Genomic DNA, 18,009 nt, shown 5'->3' with positions numbered 1-18,009 from the left:
ACCAGGTCACTGGCCCACATCGGCACCTCCACCACGGCCGTCAGACCGCCGTACCGGTGCGCGTGGTACCAGGTGCTGTGCCGGGCGTCGTCCGGCATGCTCGGATAGGGCACGCCGCTGTCCGGGCCGGGCATCACATGCACCCCGGGGCCGGCGGCCGGCCAGCCCGCCGCGTCCGAGGCCCCGGTCTCCACCGGTATGTGCAGCTCCGCCGCGGACTTGGCGAACGGCTCGGCGAGCCCCGGCACGTCCTTGGTCAGCTGCACCCAGCTGCCGCCCAGGTCGGTGCCGTGCAGGGTCACTTGCAGGTACGGCCGCAGCTCGTCTATCACCCTGGTCAGCGTGCGGGTCTCGGGCGGCAGCCGGTCCGGCGGCAGCACCGACGGCGACCACTCCGGCTGCTCCGCGCCCGTCGGCCGGTAGAAGCCCAGGTGGTAGTCGAGCAGGCTGCGCGGCGCCGGGGTCACGTGCAGGCTCGCGCCGTCCGGGTCCGCGCACAGCAGGAAGTGCCAGGAGGTGCCGGCCCGCAACTCCCGGCAGGAGAGCACGCGTTCGGCGAGCTCCAGCAGCGTGGAACCGCCCGTCGGCTCATTGGCGTGGGCTCCGGCGACGACCAGCACCGCACGCCGGGCGCGCCCCACCGACAGCAGGTGCAGGGGTCGTCCGGCGCGCGAGAGGCCCACCTGGCGCAGTGCGCACAGCCCGGGTTCCCGGGCCGCCAACGCCTGGGCGCGGGCGATCAGTTCGGGAACGCTGGGATAGCGCAGCTCCGGCAGAGGACTCACCCCCGACTTGTCCGCCCGGCTTCGCCCTCCCAGTCCCGCACGCGGCGGGGGAACTGTCAAGCAGTCGGCGGGGGAGGCGCCCGGGGGCGTGTGAGGGCGCGGAGCCGACGGGAACCGGGCCACTGTGTGCCACCAGCGCACTACCGGTACGACAGGAGACCCGTGAGCGCACCGCCGCCCGTCGCGGGCGCGGCCGGTACCGCCCGCGGACCCCCGGTCGCCTCGGTGCCGGTCCGAGTCCCCGATCCCGGCCCGCACATCCCTCACTCCTCCGCGACGCGCTCCAGCAGCGCCACCGGGAACCGGTCCAGCAGGTCCGCCACGCGCGCGTGGCCGGTGAATTCCCGGCCCGGGGCGAGCACGTCCGCCCAGCGGCCGGGCGGCAACGGCAGCAGCGTCTCCCGCCAGCCGCCCGCCTCCGCGAGCCGCAGCGACAGCCGGGTCACCGCCGTGACCACCTCACCGGAGCGCGCGAACGCCAGACAGTGGCCGGCCGCCGGGCCCTCGGCGTCCAGCGGCTCGTACGACGCGTCCGCGCCGAACGCGTCCGGGCGCCGGGCGCGCAGCCGCAGCGCCGCCACCGTCAGCGCGTCCTTCTCGCCGGGCGTCTCGGGCGGGAACGCCACCGGCCGCCGGTTGTCCGGGTCCACCAGCGCCCGGTACTCGCCCTCCGTGCCCTGGTACACGTCCGGCACCCCCGGCATCGTCAGGTGCACCAGCGCGGTGCCCAGGACATTGGCCCGCACATGCGGCTCCAGCGCCTTGCGGAACGCGGCCACCCGCTCGCCCGGCGGACCGCACGGCCCGGCGGAGACGAAGGCCGCCACCGCGTCCTCGTAAGGCGGCTCCCGTTCCGTCCAGCTGGTGTACATGCCCGCCTCGCGCACGTGCTTCAGCAGCGCCTGCCGGATCCGGTCCTCCTCGGCCGGGCCGAGCCCGAACACCGTCTGCCACGCCGCCCAGGCCAGCTGTCCGTCCGGCGCGCCCTCCTCGGCCAGGCTCACCCCGGCGAGCAGCTCCGCCCAGCGGTCCGGGCACTCGGTGAGCACAGCCAGCGCGGCGCGCACGTCCGCGCTGCGCTTGGTGTCGTGCGTGGTGACGACCGTGCCGGTGAGCGGCCGGTCCCGCTGCACGCGCGCGCAGTACGCGTGGAACTCCTCCGGGGACACACCCGGGCTGCCCGGGTCGCCGCCCACCTCGGTCGCCGACAGCAGCGGCACGTAGCGGTAGAAGGCGGTGTCCTCCACCGACTTCGCGCGCAGCGCCGACGCGGTCTGCGCGAACCGGGTACGGAACTCCACCCGGTCGGCGTGGTCCGGCGCCGACGGGTCGCCGGGCGGCTCGACCAGCAGCCGGCGCACCACGGAGACGGCCTCCGCCTCCTCCGGCACCACGAACGCCAGCCGGGCCTCCTCGGCGGCCTCCTCGGTGATCACGGCGGAGGCGTCACCGGAGGCGTACGGCCGGTAGACCCGCAACCGCACCAGCAGCTCCTCCACGGCCGTGCGCAGCGCCCACGGGGCGCGGTCGCGCAGCGAGAGGTCGGGGGAGGTGGCGCACAGCCGGGCGGCCACCCGGGTGAGCCGGTCCGTCTCCGTGGCCAGCTCGTGGGTGAGCACCTTGTACGCGGCCCGGCGGACCGTGGCCTCCCAGTTGCCGCCCCGGTCCGTCTGCGGGGCCGCGAACGCCCGGTAGCGGCCCAGCAGTTCGTACGCCCCGGTGCGGTCCGTGAACAGGCCGTCGACGTGCCGCAGGGCGTCGTAGCCCGTGGTGCCGGCGACGGGCCAGGAGGCCGGCGGGTGCTCGCCGTCGGCCAGGATCTTCTCCACGACCGTCCAGCGCCCGCCGGTCGCCTCGTGCAGCCGGGCGAAATAGCCGTCGGGGTCGGCGAGGCCGTCGGGGTGGTCGACCCGCAGCCCGTCGAACACACCCTCGTGCAGCAGCCGCAGGATCGTGGCGTGGGTGGCGTCGAACACCCCGGGGTCCTCCACCCGCAGCCCGATCAGCTCCGAGATGCTGAAGAACCGCCGGTGGTTCAGCTCGGTACGGGCCAGCCGCCACCACGCGGGGCGGTACCACTGCGCGTCCAGCAGCTCGGGCAGCGGCAGGCCCTCGGTGCCGGGACGGAGCGGGAAGGCGTGGTCGTGGTAGCGCAGCACGTCGCCGTCCACCCGCAGCCGCGCCAGCTCCGCGCCGAGCGGGCCGCCGAGCACCGGCAGCAGCACCCGGCCGCCGTGGGCCGCCCAGTCGATGTCGAACCAGCGCGCGTACGGCGACTCGGGCCCGTCGCGCAGCACCTCCCACAGGGCGCGGTTGTACCGGGGCACCATCGCCATGTGGTTGGGCACGATGTCCACCACCAGGCCGAGGCCGTGCTCCCGGGCGGTGCGGGCCAGCGCGCGCAAACCTTCCTCGCCGCCGAGTTCCTCGCGCACGCGCGCGTGGTCCACCACGTCGTAGCCGTGCGCGGAGCCCGGGACGGCCTCCAGCACCGGGGACAGGTGCAGATGCGAGACGCCGAGCGACGCCAGGTACGGTACGGCCGCCTCGGCGGCGGCGAACGGGAAGGCGGGCTGTAGCTGTAGCCGGTAGGTGGCCGTGGGCACCCCCGGTCCGGGACGCGCAGGAGTCATGGGAACCTACGTACCCCGCCCGCCGTCTTTCGTGTCATCGGCCGGTGCCCGGATCACGCCCTCGTGTCTAGGTTCGAGCGATGGGGACGACGGGAGCGCCTGGGCGGGGCCGCGCGGGGGACGCCTACCGGCGGGTGATCGGGCTGACGGGGCCGCTGCTGCCGTGCGTGTCGTTCCTGGGGCGGCTGCCGACGGCCACCATCCAGTTCGGCAGCGTGCTGCTCGTCGCCCGCACGCACGGTTCGCTCACCACGGCCGGTCTGACCGGGGGCGCGCTCGCGCTCGGCGAGGTGGCCTGCGGGCCGCTGGTGGGGCGGCTCGCGGACCGGCACGGCCAGCGGACGGTGGTGCTCGCGTTCTCCCTCGTCAACGCCGTCGCCGTGACGGTGCTGGTGGCCGGCGCGCTGGCCGGGCTGCCGGCGCCCGCGCTGGTCGTCCTGGGGGCCGTCGCGGGCACCACCGTGCCGCTCGTGGGCCCGTTGGCGCGGGCCCGCCTGATCGCGCTCGCCCGCCGTTCGGGTGCCTCCGAGGCGACGGTCGGCGCCGCGCTGTCCTTCGAGAGCACCCTGGACGAGCTGTCGTTCGTCCTCGGTCCGGCGCTCGTCGGCCTGGCCGCGGTACTCGCCCACCCGGCCTACGCGATGGCCGCCGCGGCGGCCCTGGTGGCCACCTGCGGCACCGCCTTCGCCCTCCACCCGACCGCCCACGCGACGGCCCCCGCCCGGTCCCACGCCCCCGCCCCGGAGCCTTCGCGCTCCGCCCCGCCCGACGCCCCCGCGTGCGCGCGCGGGGAGGCCACTTCGGCGAAGGCGACGTCCTGGGCGTTGTGCGCGCCGGCCGACGCCTTCGCCAAGGGCATGATCCCGCACCACCAGCAGGCCCTGGAGATGGCGGAACTCGCCGCCGACCGCGCCTCCTCGGCACGGGTGAAGGACCTCGCCGCGCGCATCGAGAAGGCACAGGACCCGGAGATCCGCACCCTGACCGGCTGGCTGAAGGCCTGGGGCGAGCAGCCCCCGATGACCGGCATGGACCACTCCGGCCACACCGGCATGTCCGGGATGTCCGGGATGATGAGCGAGGCCGACATGGCCGCCCTGAAGAAGGCCACCGGCAAGGACTTCGACAGCCGGTTCCTGTCGCTGATGGCCGAGCACCACCAGGGCGCCGTCGAGATGGCCACCACCGAGAAGCAGCGGGGCCGCTCCGGCGACGCCAAGGCCATGGCGGACGCGATCATCACCGCGCAGAACGCCGAGATCAAGGAGATGAAGCAGCTCCTCGGCGCCGAGTGACACAGCGGCGGGGGCCGGTGTCGCCACCGGCCCCCGCCCGTTCCTCAGGCCAGCACCTTCTCCAGCGCGCCCAGCGCCGACCGCAGCTCCTCCGCCGTGATGGTCAGCGGCGGCGCCAGCCGGATCGTGGAGCCATGGGTGTCCTTGACCAGGACCCCCTCGCGCATCAGCCGCTCGCTGATCTCCCGGCCGGTGCCGAGCGCCGGGTCGACGTCCACCCCGGCCCACAGCCCCCGGGCCCGGAACCCGGTCACGCCCCTGCCGATCAGATCCGTCAGCCCGTCCCGCAGGATCACCCCCAGCTCGGCCGCCCGGCGCTGGAACTCGCCCGTCTCCAGCAGCTCGACCACGGCCGTGCCGACCGCCGCGGCCAGCGGATTGCCGCCGAACGTCGAACCGTGCTCGCCGGGACGCAGCACGCCCAGCACCTCGCGCCGGGCCACCACCGCCGACACCGGTACGATGCCGCCGCCCAGTGCCTTGCCGAGCAGCAGCACGTCCGGCAGCACGTCCTCGTGCTGGACGGCGAGGGTGCGGCCGGTGCGGCCGAGGCCCGACTGGATCTCGTCGGCCACGAACAGACAGTTCTGACGGCGGGTCAGCTCGCGCACTCCCGCGAGATAGCCGTCGTCCGGCACGATGACGCCCGCCTCGCCCTGGATGGGCTCGATCAGCACCGCCGCCGTGGTGTCGTCGACCGCCGCCTCCAGCGCGGCCAGGTCGTTGTACGGCACCACCTTGAAGCCGGGCGTGAACGGGCCGAAGCCGGCGCGGGCCGTCTCGTCCGTGGAGAAGCCGACGATCGTCGTCGTACGGCCGTGGAAGTTCTCCGCCGCGACCACGATCGTCGCCCGGCCCTCGGGGACGCCCTTCACGTCGTACGCCCACTTGCGGGCCACCTTGATGCCGCTCTCCACGGCTTCCGCGCCGGTGTTCATCGGCAGCACCATGTCCAGCCCGGTCAGCTCGGCGAGCCGCTCGGCGAACTCCGCCAGCCGGTCGTTGTGGAATGCGCGGGAGGTCAGGGTCAGCCGGTCGAGCTGGCGGTGTGCGGCCTCGACCAGCGCCGGGTGACGGTGGCCGAAGTTCAGGGCCGAGTAGCCGGCCAGCATGTCCAGGTAGCGGTTGCCCTCGACGTCCTCCACCCAGCTGCCCTCGGCCCGGGCCACGACCACGGGCAGCGGGTGGTAGTTGTGCGCGAGCACCGGCTCCTCCGCCCGGATCAGCTGCTCGGACGTACGGGGGCGCGCGGGTGCGGTCATCAGCGGATCTCCTGGGTGCAGCACTTGATGCCGCCGCCGGCCTTGTGGAGCTCGGACAGGTCGACGGGGACGGGGACGTAGCCGTGGTCGGCGAGGCGGCCGGCCAGCGCCCCGGCCTGCGGGGCGATGAAGACGTGCCGGCCGTCGCAGACGGAGTTCAGGCCGAAGGCCAGCGCGTCCTCGCGGGTGGCGAGCACCGCCCGCGGGTACAGCCGCCGGAGCACTTCACGGCTGCCCGGCGAGAAGGCCTCCGGGTAGTAGCAGATGTTCTCGTCGTCGAGGACGAACAGCGCCGTGTCCAGGTGGTAGAAGTACGGGTCCACCAGCCGCAGGCCGATCACCGGCCGGCCCAGGAACTCCTGCGCCTCCCGGTGCGCCTCCGGGGTGGTGCGGAATCCGGTGCCGGCGAGCACGTACCGGCCCGTCCACACCAGGTCGCCCTCGCCCTCGGTCACCGACTCGGGCCGGTACACGTCGTAGCCGGCCTTCTTGAACCAGGTGTCGTAGTGCTCCGACTCCGGGCGCCGCTCGGGGGCGTGGAAGAGGGAGCCGAAGACCCGGCCGCCGACGACGAGGGCCGCGTTGGCGGCGAAGACCATGTCCGGCAGGCCGGGGACCGGCTCGACGCGGTCGACGGTGTGGCCGTGGTCCTCGTAGGCGCGGACCAGCGACCGCCACTGCTCCCGGGCCAGGTCCACGTCGACGGGCCGGCCGGGGTGCATCCAGGGGTTGATCGCGTACTGGACGGCGAAGTGTCCGGGTTCGCAGACGAGGAATCGCCGGGGACGCGGCACACGATGTTCGGTCACAGAGGGTTCCCTCCGCTTTCCTGTGTGTCACTGAGGGGGTGACACCACGGTAGGAAGGGAGGAAGACGGCCGACAAGCGCGAAAGGCTGCGTGGATGCGCAGCATCGCTGCGTGTTCACCGGCGCGCACGCACGACTCCTGCGCGCGTTCCCGCTGCCCGGTCACTCGGGGGCCGCGTGGGTGGCGCCCGCCTCCGGGCTCTCCGGAAGCAGGTGGGAGAGCACCATCACACTGATCGTCTTGCGGATGAACGGCTCGGCGCGGATGCGCTCCAGCACCTCCTCGAAGTGCTCCACGTCCCGGGCCCGCACGTGCAGCAGCGCGTCGGCGCCGCCGGTCACCGTCATGGCCGCCGCGATCTCCGGATGGTTGCGGACCACCTCCGCCAGGCGCCGGGGCGGGGCCGCGCCCTCGCAGTAGACCTCGACGTACGCCTCCGTGCGCCAGCCCAGCGCGGCCGGTTTCACCGTCGCCGTGAACCCGGTGATCACCCCGGTCTCGCGCAGCCGGTCGACCCGCCGCTTGACCGCCGTGGCCGACAGCCCCACGTCCGCGCCGATCTCGGCGAAGCTCGTGCGGGCGTTCGCCATGAGCGCGGTGATGATCCGGCGGTCCAGCTCGTCGAACGCGGGGGTCCTGCTGTTCATGCGGGCACTGTAGCCAGCTCCCGCGCGCCGCGGCTCAGGACCGGGTCACGACCACGGCCAGTGTCAGCAGACCCAGCACCACCCAGCCGAACCACAGCCAGCCGTTGCTGCCGAGCGCGACCGTGTAGGCGGTCACGAGGACCAGCGCTCCGGCCGTGAGAGCCCCCATCGTCTTGGTGGAACCGTTGGAGCCGTTCGTGGTACCGGGCATCGCGACACCCTCCTCGTGGTCCGTCCCCGACCCATGGTGCCCCGATTCCCGCCCCGGCGGATACGGCGGGACGCGGCGGGATACGGGAACGGCCGGAGCGGCATGGAACGACCACGGGCCGGAGCCCGGTCGGCTCCGGCCCGTGCGGGGCGCCCCGGCTCAGCCCTCGCGGGCGCTGAGCGAGGCCAGATAGGCGTTGTACGCCTCCAGCTCCTTGTCACCGTCCCGGTCGGCGGCCCGGTCCTTGCGCTTGGCCTGCCGCTGTTCGGAGCGGTACCACTGGAACAGCAGCGCGATCAGCACCAGCACCGACGGGATCTCGCTGAACGCCCAGGCGATGCCGCCCGCCGCGCTCTGGTCGGACAGCGCGTCGATGCCCAGCGAGGCCGGCGGGTGCTCGAAGGTGCCCACCATCGGCGTCGACGCCATCATCAGCGCGATGCCGAAGAACGCGTGGAACGGCATGCCCGCGAACAGCTCCAGCATCCGCATCAGATGGCCCGGGCGGTGCGGACCGGGGTCCACACCGATGATCGGCCAGAAGAACACCACACCGACCGCGAGGAAGTGCACCATCATCGCGATGTGCCCGGCCCTCGAGCCCATCAGGAAGTCGAACAGCGGGGTGAAGTACAGGGCGTACAGGCTGGCGATGAACAGCGGGATGGTGAACGCCGGGTGCGTGATGATCCGCATGTAGCGGCTGTGCAGCAGCATCAGCAGCAGCTCGCGCGGCCCCTTGCGGCCCTTGCCGGCGGCCGGCAGCCCGCGCAGCGCCAGGGTGACGGGGGCACCGAGCAGGATCAGGATCGGCGACAGCATGCTGATCACCATGTGCTGCACCATGTGCACGCTGAACATGACCATGCCGTAGTCGTTCAGCTTGGTGCACATCACCAGGGCGATGGTGAGCACGCCGACGACGTACGACACCGTCCGCCCGGCCGGCCACGCGTCCCCGCGCCGCCGCAGCCGTACGACACCCCACCCGTACAGGGCCAGCCCGGCCACACAGGCGACGAGAAAGAAGGGGTCCGCCGACCACTCGAGCCCTCGCCCCAGCGTGAACGGCGGCAGATCCATCATCATGCCGTGCCCGCTGTGATCCATCCGCCGGCTCCTGTTTCGTGGGGGTTGTGCGAGTTGTCCGCCCCCAAGAGTAGAACCGCCCCCGGCCGCGACCGCGACCGGGGGCGGGTTGTTCTCCCGTGAACTACAAAACGCACTCCGCCTCGTCGTACCGCTCCGCCGGAACCGTCTTCAGCGTCTCCACGGCGTCGGCCAGCGGCACCATGACGATGTCGGTCCCGCGCAGCGCGGTCATCGCGCCGAACTCCCCGCGGTGCACCGCCTCCACCGCGTGCCACCCGAACCGCGTGGCCAGCACCCTGTCGTACGCGGTGGGCGTCCCGCCCCGCTGCACATGCCCGAGGATCACCGGCCGGGCCTCCTTGCCGAGCCGCTGCTCCAGCTCGACCGACAGCTGCCGGGCGACGCCCGCGAAGCGCTCGTGGCCGTAGACGTCCTTGCCGCCCTCGTCGAAGTCCATGGTGCCGGGGCGCGGCTTGGCGCCCTCCGCGGCGACCACGATGGCGAACCGCTTGCCGGCCGCGAACCGCTCGCCGACCTTCCGCGTCAACTCCTCGATGTCGAAGGGCCGCTCGGGCACGACGACGGCGTGGGCGCCGGCCGCCATGCCGGAGTGCAGCGCGATCCAGCCGGTGTGCCGGCCCATGACCTCCACGATGAGCACCCGCTGATGGGACTCGGCGGTGGTCTTCAGCCGGTCCAGCGCCTCGGTCGCCACGGTCACCGCGGTGTCGAAGCCGAAGGTGACATCGGTGACCGCGATGTCGTTGTCGATGGTCTTCGGCACGCCCACGATGGGAAGACCGTTGTCCGAAAGCAGCCGGGCCGCCTTCAGGGTGCCCTCGCCGCCGATCGGGATGATCGCGTCCAGGCCCAGTTCCGCGACATGACCCCGGGCACGCTCCACGCCGTCCCGCAGATGCTCCGGGCGGACCCGGGAGGAGCCGAGGATGGTGCCGCCGCGGGCCAGGATGCCGGCCACGGCGTCCAGGTCGAGCTTGCGGTAGTCGCACTCCAGGAGGCCCTTCCAGCCGTCCCGGAAACCGATGACCTCGTCGCCGTGGTCGACGACGGCACGGTGCACGACGGACCGGATGACGGCATTCAGCCCGGGGCAGTCGCCGCCGGACGTGAGGACACCAATGCGCATAGCCCGAAATACCTTCTCAACGTGGGCCGGGTGACCGGACCACGTTGTCCGGCGGATTCCCGGCCACCCTACCGGCGTGAGGGGGTGACTCCGTAGCGGGCGTCCGCCTGCTGGACGCGCCCGCACATGTGAGCGGACGAGCCGTCAGGCGGGCCCGCCGGGAGTCTGCCGGACCAGGCTGAAATCCCGTTGAAGGGACGGTTACGCGGGCCGGCGTACCGTCCCTTTCCAGCCGGTTACGCGGGCTGCTGGGCCGCCGCGATGCGCTCGTTGCGCAGGGCCTCGTACCAGCGGTCGTCGATCGGCGGCAGCGCGTTGACGTCCAGCGCCAGCTTCAGCAGCAGGTCGGCGATCAGCGGGTTGCGGGCGAGGACCGGCCCGTGCATGTACGTGCCGAAGACCGTGCCGTTGTACGCGCCCTCGGTGCCGTCGCCGGTGCCGTTGCCCTTGCCGATCTTCACCTGGGCGAAGGGGCGGGCCGTCGGGCCGAGGTGGGTCACGCCCTGGTGGTTCTCGAAGCCGGTCAGCTGGGGCAGGCCGAGCTGCGGGTCGATGTCCCCGAGCACGTCACCGACGCACCGCTCGCCCTCGCCGCGCACCGACACCACGTCGAGCAGGCCGAGGCCCGGCTCGCGCTGGCCGAGGTCGTTGATGAACTCGTGGCCGAGGATCTGGTAGCCGGCGCACACCGAGAACACGATCGCGCCGTTCTCCACCGCGCGGTGCAGGTGCCCGTCCCGGCGCAGCCGCTCGGCCGCGAGCCGCTGCGGACGGTCCTCGCCGCCGCCGATCAGGTAGATGTCGCCGGAGGTCGGGATCGGCTGGTCGCTGCGCACGTCGAGCCGGGCCACGTCCAGGCCGCGCTGCCGGGCCCGGCGCTCCACGACGAGGGCGTTGCCCTGGTCGCCGTAGGTGCTCAGCAGGTCCGGGTAGATCCACACCAGCCGCAGTTGGTTGTCGCTCATGAGGTGATCGCCCTTCGAAGATCAGTTGCCGACGCGGCGGCGCAGGTCCTGGAACGCGGTGTAGTTCGCGATGACCTCGATCCGGCCCGGCGGGCACATCTGCACGGCCTGGTCGAGGTTGTCGCAGACCTGGAAGTGCTGGTTCGCGACCTCCAGGCGGACGGCGAGGTCCAGCTTGCGGTCACCGATGACGAAGATCGGGTGGCCGGTCAGCCGGGTGTAGTCGACGTCCCACAGCCAGGAGGTGTCGGTGCCGTCGGCCCCGCGCGCGTTCACGGACAGGATCACCGGCGCCGGCGGCGGGTCGATCAGGGAGAACGTCTCCAGCCAGCCGGCCGGGTTCTTGGCCAGCAGCAGCCTGAGGTCGCGGTTCTGGAACTGCACCACGTCGTACCGGCCGGCCACCGCCTGCACCTGGTACATCCGCTCCAGGGCGACCTGCGGCGGCACCCCGAAGACGGCGGCGACGGCCGCGGAGGACGCGGCGTTGGCCTTGTTGGCGCGGCCGGGCAGCTGAAGATGGATCGGCCAGGCGGACCCGTGCGGGTCCAGCACGTGGTCGCCGGACAGCGCCCAGGTCGGCGTCGGCCGGCGGAAGCCGCACTCGCCGCAGAACCAGTCGTCGCCGGGGCGCTGCATCACACCGCCGCACGACGGGCAGGACCAGGCGTCGTCCTTCCACATCTGGCCGGCCGCGACCCAGACCACGTTCGGGGAGGAGGACGCGGCCCACACCACCAGCGGGTCGTCGCAGTTGGCGACGACGACCGCCTTGGAGCCGGCCAGGCCCTCGCGCCAGTTCTCGGCGAGCATCCGGGTCTCGGCCGCGCGGTCCAGCTGGTCCCGGGAGAGGTTCAGCAGCGCGATGCACTTGGGGTCGGTGTCCCGGGCCACCCCGGCCAGGTACTTCTCGTCGACCTCGATGACGCCGAACTTCGCGTCCGAGCCGCCGGCGAGCGCCGAGGTGATGCCGGCCGGCATGTTGGCGCCGAGCGCGTTCGACACGACCGGGCCCGCGGCGCGCAGCGCCTCGGCGATGAGCCGGGTGGTCGTGGTCTTGCCGTTGGTCGCCGACACCAGGACGACGTCCAGGTTCTGGGCGAGCCGCCCGAGCAGGTCGGGGTCGAGTTTCAGCGCGACCCGGCCACCGATCACCGACCCGCTGCCGCGCCCCGCGGCGCGCGATGCCGCAGCGACCGCCTTGCCCGCGGTCACGGCCAGCTTGGCCCGCGGCGTGAGCGGGTCCGAGTTGCCTGCCATCAGTTCTCGATCCTCCTTGCGTACGCGCCGCGCCTGGGGCAATCCGGCAGCGTGGTGGGACCCTCAGCCTATCGAGATCCGTTCACACACCCGAATTCCGGCCCACGCCTTCGCGCGGCGGGCATGGGCTGAAGGAACCGTACCCTTGCCGCCATGCGACACGGTTCCATTCCGGGCGCCCGCGGGCGCGTCCGGCCCCTCACCCTGCTCGGCGACGCGGTACTGCGCGAGCCCTGCCGGGACGTCACCGACTTCGGCCCCGCCCTCGCGGACCTCGTGGAGGACCTGTTCGCCACGATGTACGCGGCGCGCGGGGTCGGGCTGGCGGCGAACCAAGTGGGCGTGCCCCTGCGGGTGTTCGTCTACGACTGCCCCGACGACGAGGACGTGCGGCACCTGGGCCACGTGGTGAACCCGCGGCTGGTCGAGGCGGACGGCGTGGTGATCCGGGGCCCGGAGGGCTGTCTGTCGCTGCCGGGGCTGGAGGCGGGCACCGAGCGCTACGACCACGCGGTGGTCGAGGGCCGGACGGTGACCGGGGAGCCGGTCACCGTGCACGGCACCGGCTTCTTCGCCCGGTGTCTCCAGCACGAGTGCGACCACCTGGAGGGAGAGATCTACGCGGACCGGCTGACGGGGTGGCGCCACCGGAGGCTGATGCGGCAGGTCTCCCGCGCCTCCTGGCACCGGGTGAGCGGTACGGCCGGGTAGGTCCGTGGCCGGCGGCCGTCAGAAGCCCGGGCCGCCCAGCCGGTCCCCGGCGGCGGCCAGCCGGCCCCACAGCAGGTCGGCGAGGGAGCGCACCAGTTCGGCCCGGGAGCAGGGACGTTCCCCCAGCCACCAGTCGCCGGCCGCGTGCATCATGCCGACGATCCCGTGGCCCCACACCCGGGCCAGCTGCCGGCTGTCCGGCCCGAGGTCGACCCGCTCCTCGATGACCTGGGCCAGCTCCTCGCCCATCCGCCGCAGCAGCGGTACGGAGTGCTTGCCGACGTCGAAGCCCTGCTCCCCGCCGGCGCTGCCCTCGGCCGGGTGCATCAGGAACCGGTACACCTGGGGCCGCGCCTCTATCGCGGCGAGGTAGGTGTCGAGGGTGGACTCGACCCGCTCGCGCCTGCCGGCCGGCGCGTCCAGCGCCGCCCGCAGCGAGGCCAGCAGGGCGTCGGTGTGCCGCTGGGCCAGGGCCGCGTACAGACCGCCCTTGTCACCGAAGTGCCGGTACAGGATCGGTTTGGTGATCCCCGCCTCCGCCGCGATCGCGTTCATCGACGCCTGCGGGCCGTCGCGCAGCACCACCCGGTCGGCGGCCTCCAGCAGCTCGCGCCGTCGGCGGTCGGCGGACCGCTGCTGCTCGGTCCGCTGCGTGGTGTCCATGTGCTCTCCCCACCCGTGCTGATTCGGTGACGCCTGCGCAAACTAACACTGACGGCACCCCTGACATCGAACGGGCGGCCGAGGGACTCGGCGGTTGACAATCCTACCGGCCGGTAACAGACTCGCGTTACCGATAGTAACGTGGCACCGCCGCTGGAGGGGACATGGCCGAGTTCACCATGGAGCTCAACGACGAGCAGAAGGAGGTCCGGGACTGGCTCCATGGCTTCGCCGCGGACGTGATCCGCCCGGCGGCCGCCGAGTGGGACGAGCGCGAGGAGACGCCCTGGCCCGTCATCCAGGAGGCCGCGAAGGTCGGCATCTACTCCCTCGACTTCTACGCGCAGCAGTACTTCGACCCCACCGGCCTCGGCATCCCGATGGCGATGGAGGAGCTGTTCTGGGGGGACGCGGGCATCGCCCTGTCCATCGTGGGCACCGGCCTCGCCGCCGTGGGCGTCCTCGCCAACGGCACCGACGAGCAGATCGGCACCTGGATCCCGCAGATGTACGGCGACCAGAACGACGTCAAGGTCGCCGCGTTCTGCTCCTCCGAGCCCGACGCCGGCTCCGACGTGGCCTCCATGCGCACCCGCGCCGTCTACGACGAGGCCAAGGACGAGTGGGTGATCAACGGCACGAAGACCTGGGCGACCAACGGCGGCATCGCCAATGTCCACGTGGTCGTCGCCGTCGTCGACCCGGAGCTGGGCTCCAAGGGCCACGCCTCCTTCATCATCCCGCCCGGCACGCCCGGCCTGTCCCAGGGGCAGAAGTTCAAGAAGCACGGCATCCGCGCCTCGCACACCGCCGAGGTCGTCCTGGACGACGTACGGGTGCCCGGGTCCTGCCTGCTCGGCGGCAAGGAGAAGCTGGACGAGCGCCTCGCGCGCGCCCGGGAGAAGGCCAGGGCCGCCGGGGGCGAGCGCGTGAAGAACGCGGCGATGGCCACCTTCGAGGCCTCCCGGCCGGCCGTCGGCGCCATGGCCGTGGGCACCGCCCGGGCCGCCTACGAGGTCGCGCTCGACTACGCGAGGAACCGCGAGCAGTTCGGGCGGCCGATCATCGACAACCAGGGCGTGGCCTTCCAGCTCGCGGACATGCGCACACAGATCGACGCGGCACGGCTGCTGGTGTGGCGGGCCTCCTGGATGGCCGTCAACGGCAAGCCGTTCACCGCGGCCGAGGGCTCCATGTCCAAGCTGTTCGCGAGCGAGACCGCGAAGAAGGTGACCGCGCAGGCCATCCAGATCCTGGGCGGCAACGGGTACACGCGCGAGTACCCGGTGGAGCGGATGCACCGGGACGCCGCCATCTACACCATCTTCGAGGGGACCAGCGAGATCCAGCGGCTGGTCATCGCCCGGACCCTGTCGGGCATGCCCATCCGGTGACGCCGGGGCGGAGCCGTGCACCGTGTACGGCTCCGCCTGCTCACCGGTGCTTCAGCGGCGTCAGCTGTTCGATGTCGTACTTCGCCCTGAGCGCCTCGATCGCCTCCTGGTCCGGCGGACCCCCGTCGGCCAGGATCTCCAGCAGTTCCTCGAAGTAGCGTTCGTGGTCCGGCGGGGGAGAGGCCTGGAAGAACATCTTCGCCGGGCTCTCCGTCGGGTTGGCGAAGGCGTGGGGGCAGCCCGGCGGTACGACGATGACCGTGCCCGGTGTCGCGCGCACCACCCCGCTGCCCGAACGCGACTGCCATCTCTGCCAGTTGTCGGGCGTGCGGATGCGCGGCTCGAAGGCGAGGACGTCCAGTTCCCCTTCGAGGACGTAGAACAACTCCTCGCTGCGCGTGTGCACATGGGCGCCCACGTCGAAGCCGGGCGGCACCTCCACCTCGAAGGTGGAGGCCATCCGTGAATGGGTGCCGGTGACCTTGAACGTCACCCGCTGGGCCGGGGTCTCGACCACACGGCCGTGCCCCGGTGGCACGTACAGTCCCTCGGTCTCGGTCATGGGCGGCTCACCACGTCACCGGCAGGGCTTCGGGACCCCGGATCAAGGCACCCTTGCGGAACGGCACTTGGTCCGGCGGTACGGCCAGTCGCAGGCCCGGCACCCGGTCCAGCAGGGCGTCCGTCAGCAGCTCCTCCTCCATCCGGGCCAGGATCCCGCCCGGGCAGTAGTGCGGGCCGAAGCCGAAGGCCGCGTGCGGGTTGGGGCTGCGGGAGAAGTCGATGGTGTCCGGGTCGGGGAAGACCCCGGGGTCGCGGTTGGCGGCCAGGTACGAGACGTAGACCGGATCGCCCGCGCGGATGCGGACCCCGCCGATGTCCACGTCCTCCAGGGCGACGCGGGACAGCCCGACCGCGTTGCGGTGCGGGATGTAGCGCAGGAGTTCGTCGATCGCCCGGGGTCTGATCTCCGGCTGCGCGCGCAGCCGCCGCAGCAGCCCGGGGCGGGTCAGCAGCAGGTAGAAGAGCTGCCCGCTGTTGCTGGTGACCGCCTCGCCGCCGATCTGGAGGAGGACGGCGAGGCCGACGGCCTGGTCCAGCGTGATCTCCGCGCGGTCCACCGCGGCGCCCAGCAGCGAGGCGACGTCCTCGCCGGTGCCGTGCGCGCGCCGCCCGATCAGCTCGGCGAAGTACCCGGCCATCTCCCGCTTGGCCCGCTCGCTGATCCGCTTGCCGTGCGAGGAGGACAGGATCAGCCCGGTCCAGGTGTGCATGGCGTGCCGGTCGCCGTCGGGGACGCCCATCAGCTCGCAGATCACCGCGATCGGGAACGGGCCGAGCACCGCGCTGGTCAGGTCCGCGGGCGGGCCGCCGCGCAGCAGCTCGTCGACCAGCTCCGTCAGCCGGGCACGCGCCTTCTCCCGCACCCGCTCCACGCCCTTGGCGCTGAACGCGGCGGCCACCGAGCGGCGCAGCCGGGTGTGTTCGGGCGGATCGAGGAAGCCGACCGCGCCCGGTTCGGGGATGAAGTGCGGGGCCAGCCGGGTGACCTGCTTGGCCATGACCGCCGCACGGCTGAAGCGGGGGTCGCCCGCCACCCTGCGCACGTCCTCGTACCGGGTGACCAGCCACGCCCAGCCCTCCCCGTGCGGCAGCTGGACGCGGGTGACCGGGCCCTCCGCCATCAGATCGGCCAGTACCGGGTCGAAGTCGGTCCCGGGCAGGTCGAGTGCCGGCCAGTGCCGTACCGGGGGCAGGGTCTCGGGGAGCGCCGGCGCGGTCACCGCCCGCCTCCGTTCCCGTCGGCCCAGCGCCCGACCGTCATCTCGGCGGTGATGCCGGGGCCGAACCCGGCGAGCAGTCCGCGCGCCCGGTCCTCGGCGCCGCCCTCGTCGAACAGCCGGCGCAGCGCGTCCAGGACGACGGCGCTCGCGATGTTGCCGTACTCGGTGAGCGTGGCCCGGCTGAACCGGAAGGCGTGCGGGTCGACCTCGAGGAACCTGCTCAGGTCGTCGAGTATGCGCGGACCGCCCGCGTGGATGATGTAGAAGTCCAGGTCGGACGCGTCCCAGCCGTGTGTGCCGGCCAGTTCCCGCAAGGCCGGGGCGAGCGGCTCCATCGTCGTCGGCACCCGCTTGTCCAGCAGGAAGTGGAAACCGGTCGCGCGCACGTCGTAGGCGATCCAGTCCTCGGTCTTCGGGATCAGGTAGGAGCCGTTGCGCTCCAGGCTGACGCCCCGGCCGCCGCGCCCGCGGACCACGGCGGCGGCGACGCCGTCGCCGAACAGCCCGTTGGAGAGCAGCGAGCCGACGCCGAGGTCGGTGGGCTGGTAGCACAGCGAACAGAACTCGCAGGCCACGATGAGGGCGTTGGCGTGCGGGTAGGCCGAACAGAAGTCGTGCGCCCGGTTGATCGCCGCACCGCCGGCCGCGCAGCCCAGCTGGGCGATCGGGAGCTGGCGGGTGGTGCTGTCGAAGTCCATCTCGTTGATCAGCCACGCCGTGAGCGAGGGCATCATGAAGCCCGTGCACGACACGTAGATGATCACGTCGATGTCGCTGGTGAGCAGTTCCGCGTCGTCCAGCGCGCGCTGGATGACCGCGGGGACCCGGGCCTTGGCCTCGGCCTCGTAGAGCTTGTTGCGCTCCTCGAAGCCCGGGTGCTTGAGGGTCTCCTCGATGGGCTGGACGATGTGCCGCGTCTTGACGCCGGTGTTCTCGATCAGCCTGAGGGCGAGTGGCAGTTGTGGGTGGTCGGCGTGGCGGGAGCGCGCCAGCTCCAGCGTCTCCTCCATCGTGATCACGTACTCCGGGACCGACACCGAGGGCTTGCACAAGGTCGCCATGAACCGTCCCTGCTTTCCGTGTTCCGACGGGGCCTTCGCCCGCCGGTCAGAAGGTGGGTTCGCCTCTGTGGGCGCTCCACCCACCGTCACCCGGGAGGGCGATGATCTCGCGTTGGATTACTCCGAACCGGGGACGCCGGGGTCCGGCCCGCAGGGCGATTCATGCGGCCGGACGAGGGAAAACGGCAGGCCGGCCGTTACGTCGGGCGACCGTCGCCGGTGGAGGTCCCGGCCACCGGTCTGTCCTGATGGGTGCGGGGGACGGCCCCTATCTGGCCTGGGCCATGGTC

17 protein-coding genes are annotated in these 18,009 nt (G+C 72.7%); 3 read left to right on the top strand and 14 right to left on the bottom strand.

The features are described from left to right. On the bottom strand, positions 1 to 785 hold a 785-nt coding region (locus H5J33_RS05530), incomplete at its 3' end, for a M14 family zinc carboxypeptidase (protein ID WP_309485325.1). 263 nt (positions 786 to 1,048) lie between these two features. Then, entirely contained in the window at positions 1,049 to 3,418 is a 2,370-nt protein-coding gene (treY, locus tag H5J33_RS05525; RefSeq protein ID WP_181793641.1) for a malto-oligosyltrehalose synthase, read from the bottom strand. Between the two features lie 80 nt (positions 3,419 to 3,498). Here treY and H5J33_RS38615 point away from each other — a divergent pair, with 80 nt between their 5' ends. Further along, entirely contained in the window at positions 3,499 to 4,713 is a 1,215-nt protein-coding gene (locus H5J33_RS38615) for an MFS transporter (RefSeq protein WP_181793640.1), read from the top strand. 44 nt (positions 4,714 to 4,757) lie between these two features. On the opposite strand, the gene rocD is transcribed toward H5J33_RS38615, so the two are convergent. The 8 genes from rocD to H5J33_RS05480 all read right to left on the bottom strand — a co-directional run bounded on the left by rocD (position 4,758) and on the right by H5J33_RS05480 (position 12,106). Then, positions 4,758 to 5,975 (bottom strand): ornithine--oxo-acid transaminase, encoded by a 1,218-nt coding sequence (gene rocD, locus H5J33_RS05515; protein WP_181793639.1) that lies wholly within the window; start codon positions 5,973 to 5,975, stop codon positions 4,758 to 4,760. Then, positions 5,975 to 6,784, bottom strand: coding sequence for a dimethylargininase (gene ddaH, locus H5J33_RS05510; RefSeq protein ID WP_181793638.1), 810 nt, complete (start codon positions 6,782 to 6,784; stop codon positions 5,975 to 5,977). Before ddaH ends, rocD begins: the two co-directional genes overlap by 1 nt. Positions 6,785 to 6,945: 161 nt before the next feature. Beyond that, complete coding sequence (locus H5J33_RS05505) at positions 6,946 to 7,431, bottom strand: Lrp/AsnC family transcriptional regulator (RefSeq protein ID WP_030603802.1); 486 nt, start codon at positions 7,429 to 7,431, stop codon at positions 6,946 to 6,948. Between the two features lie 34 nt (positions 7,432 to 7,465). Continuing rightward, positions 7,466 to 7,642 (bottom strand): hypothetical protein, encoded by a 177-nt coding sequence (locus H5J33_RS05500; RefSeq protein ID WP_181793637.1) that lies wholly within the window; start codon positions 7,640 to 7,642, stop codon positions 7,466 to 7,468. 159 nt (positions 7,643 to 7,801) lie between these two features. Beyond that, positions 7,802 to 8,752 carry a cytochrome c oxidase assembly protein gene (locus tag H5J33_RS05495; protein WP_181793636.1) on the bottom strand — a complete coding sequence of 317 codons (951 nt, stop codon included), beginning with the start codon at positions 8,750 to 8,752 and terminating at the stop codon, positions 7,802 to 7,804. 103 nt (positions 8,753 to 8,855) lie between these two features. After that, a complete protein-coding gene (locus H5J33_RS05490; protein WP_181793635.1) occupies positions 8,856 to 9,881 on the bottom strand; it encodes a 6-phosphofructokinase in 1,026 nt (341 codons plus the stop codon). A 236-nt stretch (positions 9,882 to 10,117) separates the two neighbouring features. Continuing rightward, positions 10,118 to 10,846, bottom strand: a complete 729-nt coding sequence (locus tag H5J33_RS05485; protein ID WP_181793634.1) for a type 1 glutamine amidotransferase — start codon at positions 10,844 to 10,846, stop codon at positions 10,118 to 10,120. A 21-nt stretch (positions 10,847 to 10,867) separates the two neighbouring features. Next, the gene (locus H5J33_RS05480; RefSeq protein WP_181793633.1) at positions 10,868 to 12,106 is read right to left on the bottom strand and encodes a MurT ligase domain-containing protein; all 1,239 of its coding nucleotides are present in this window, start codon (positions 12,104 to 12,106) and stop codon (positions 10,868 to 10,870) included. A gap of 153 nt (positions 12,107 to 12,259) precedes the next feature. On the opposite strand from H5J33_RS05480, the gene def reads away from it, so the two are divergent. Further along, positions 12,260 to 12,817 carry a peptide deformylase gene (def, locus tag H5J33_RS05475; protein ID WP_181793632.1) on the top strand — a complete coding sequence of 186 codons (558 nt, stop codon included), beginning with the start codon at positions 12,260 to 12,262 and terminating at the stop codon, positions 12,815 to 12,817. Positions 12,818 to 12,835: 18 nt separating this feature from the next. Here the strand turns inward: def and H5J33_RS05470 are convergent, their stop codons facing one another. After that, positions 12,836 to 13,480 (bottom strand): TetR family transcriptional regulator, encoded by a 645-nt coding sequence (locus H5J33_RS05470; RefSeq protein ID WP_030775205.1) that lies wholly within the window; start codon positions 13,478 to 13,480, stop codon positions 12,836 to 12,838. Between the two features lie 164 nt (positions 13,481 to 13,644). On the opposite strand from H5J33_RS05470, the gene H5J33_RS05465 reads away from it, so the two are divergent. Continuing rightward, the gene (locus H5J33_RS05465) at positions 13,645 to 14,874 is read left to right on the top strand and encodes an acyl-CoA dehydrogenase family protein (RefSeq protein WP_181793631.1); all 1,230 of its coding nucleotides are present in this window, start codon (positions 13,645 to 13,647) and stop codon (positions 14,872 to 14,874) included. Positions 14,875 to 14,914: 40 nt separating this feature from the next. Here H5J33_RS05465 and H5J33_RS05460 read toward each other — a convergent pair whose 3' ends face one another. From H5J33_RS05460 to H5J33_RS05450, 3 genes are read right to left on the bottom strand one after another with little or no spacing between them, the layout of a single operon-like run. Next, positions 14,915 to 15,436 carry a cupin domain-containing protein gene (locus tag H5J33_RS05460; protein WP_181793630.1) on the bottom strand — a complete coding sequence of 174 codons (522 nt, stop codon included), beginning with the start codon at positions 15,434 to 15,436 and terminating at the stop codon, positions 14,915 to 14,917. 7 nt (positions 15,437 to 15,443) lie between these two features. After that, positions 15,444 to 16,658 carry a cytochrome P450 gene (locus tag H5J33_RS05455; protein WP_181793629.1) on the bottom strand — a complete coding sequence of 405 codons (1,215 nt, stop codon included), beginning with the start codon at positions 16,656 to 16,658 and terminating at the stop codon, positions 15,444 to 15,446. Continuing rightward, the gene (locus H5J33_RS05450; protein ID WP_181793628.1) at positions 16,655 to 17,719 is read right to left on the bottom strand and encodes a type III polyketide synthase; all 1,065 of its coding nucleotides are present in this window, start codon (positions 17,717 to 17,719) and stop codon (positions 16,655 to 16,657) included. Before H5J33_RS05450 ends, H5J33_RS05455 begins: the two co-directional genes overlap by 4 nt. Positions 17,720 to 18,009 lie beyond the last annotated feature (290 nt).

Source organism: Streptomyces sp. WELS2 (assembly GCF_013870595.1).
Classification (GTDB): domain Bacteria; phylum Actinomycetota; class Actinomycetes; order Streptomycetales; family Streptomycetaceae; genus Streptomyces.
This window is presented reverse-complemented; position numbering and strand designations above follow the sequence as displayed.

Bases quoted from the DNA above. Each gene is read 5' to 3' on its own strand.
- treY (WP_181793641.1), bottom strand. From the start codon at position 3,418: ATGACTCCTGCGCGTCCCGGACCGGGGGTGCCCACGGCCACCTACCGG.
- H5J33_RS38615 (WP_181793640.1), top strand. From the start codon at position 3,499: ATGGGGACGACGGGAGCGCCTGGGCGGGGCCGCGCGGGGGACGCCTAC.
- rocD (WP_181793639.1), bottom strand. From the start codon at position 5,975: ATGACCGCACCCGCGCGCCCCCGTACGTCCGAGCAGCTGATCCGGGCG.
- H5J33_RS05505 (WP_030603802.1), bottom strand. From the start codon at position 7,431: ATGAACAGCAGGACCCCCGCGTTCGACGAGCTGGACCGCCGGATCATC.
- H5J33_RS05500 (WP_181793637.1), bottom strand. From the start codon at position 7,642: ATGCCCGGTACCACGAACGGCTCCAACGGTTCCACCAAGACGATGGGG.
- H5J33_RS05495 (WP_181793636.1), bottom strand. From the start codon at position 8,752: ATGGATCACAGCGGGCACGGCATGATGATGGATCTGCCGCCGTTCACG.
- H5J33_RS05490 (WP_181793635.1), bottom strand. From the start codon at position 9,881: ATGCGCATTGGTGTCCTCACGTCCGGCGGCGACTGCCCCGGGCTGAAT.
- H5J33_RS05485 (WP_181793634.1), bottom strand. From the start codon at position 10,846: ATGAGCGACAACCAACTGCGGCTGGTGTGGATCTACCCGGACCTGCTG.
- H5J33_RS05480 (WP_181793633.1), bottom strand. From the start codon at position 12,106: ATGGCAGGCAACTCGGACCCGCTCACGCCGCGGGCCAAGCTGGCCGTG.
- def (WP_181793632.1), top strand. From the start codon at position 12,260: ATGCGACACGGTTCCATTCCGGGCGCCCGCGGGCGCGTCCGGCCCCTC.
- H5J33_RS05470 (WP_030775205.1), bottom strand. From the start codon at position 13,480: ATGGACACCACGCAGCGGACCGAGCAGCAGCGGTCCGCCGACCGCCGA.
- H5J33_RS05465 (WP_181793631.1), top strand. From the start codon at position 13,645: ATGGCCGAGTTCACCATGGAGCTCAACGACGAGCAGAAGGAGGTCCGG.
- H5J33_RS05460 (WP_181793630.1), bottom strand. From the start codon at position 15,436: ATGACCGAGACCGAGGGACTGTACGTGCCACCGGGGCACGGCCGTGTG.
- H5J33_RS05450 (WP_181793628.1), bottom strand. From the start codon at position 17,719: ATGGCGACCTTGTGCAAGCCCTCGGTGTCGGTCCCGGAGTACGTGATC.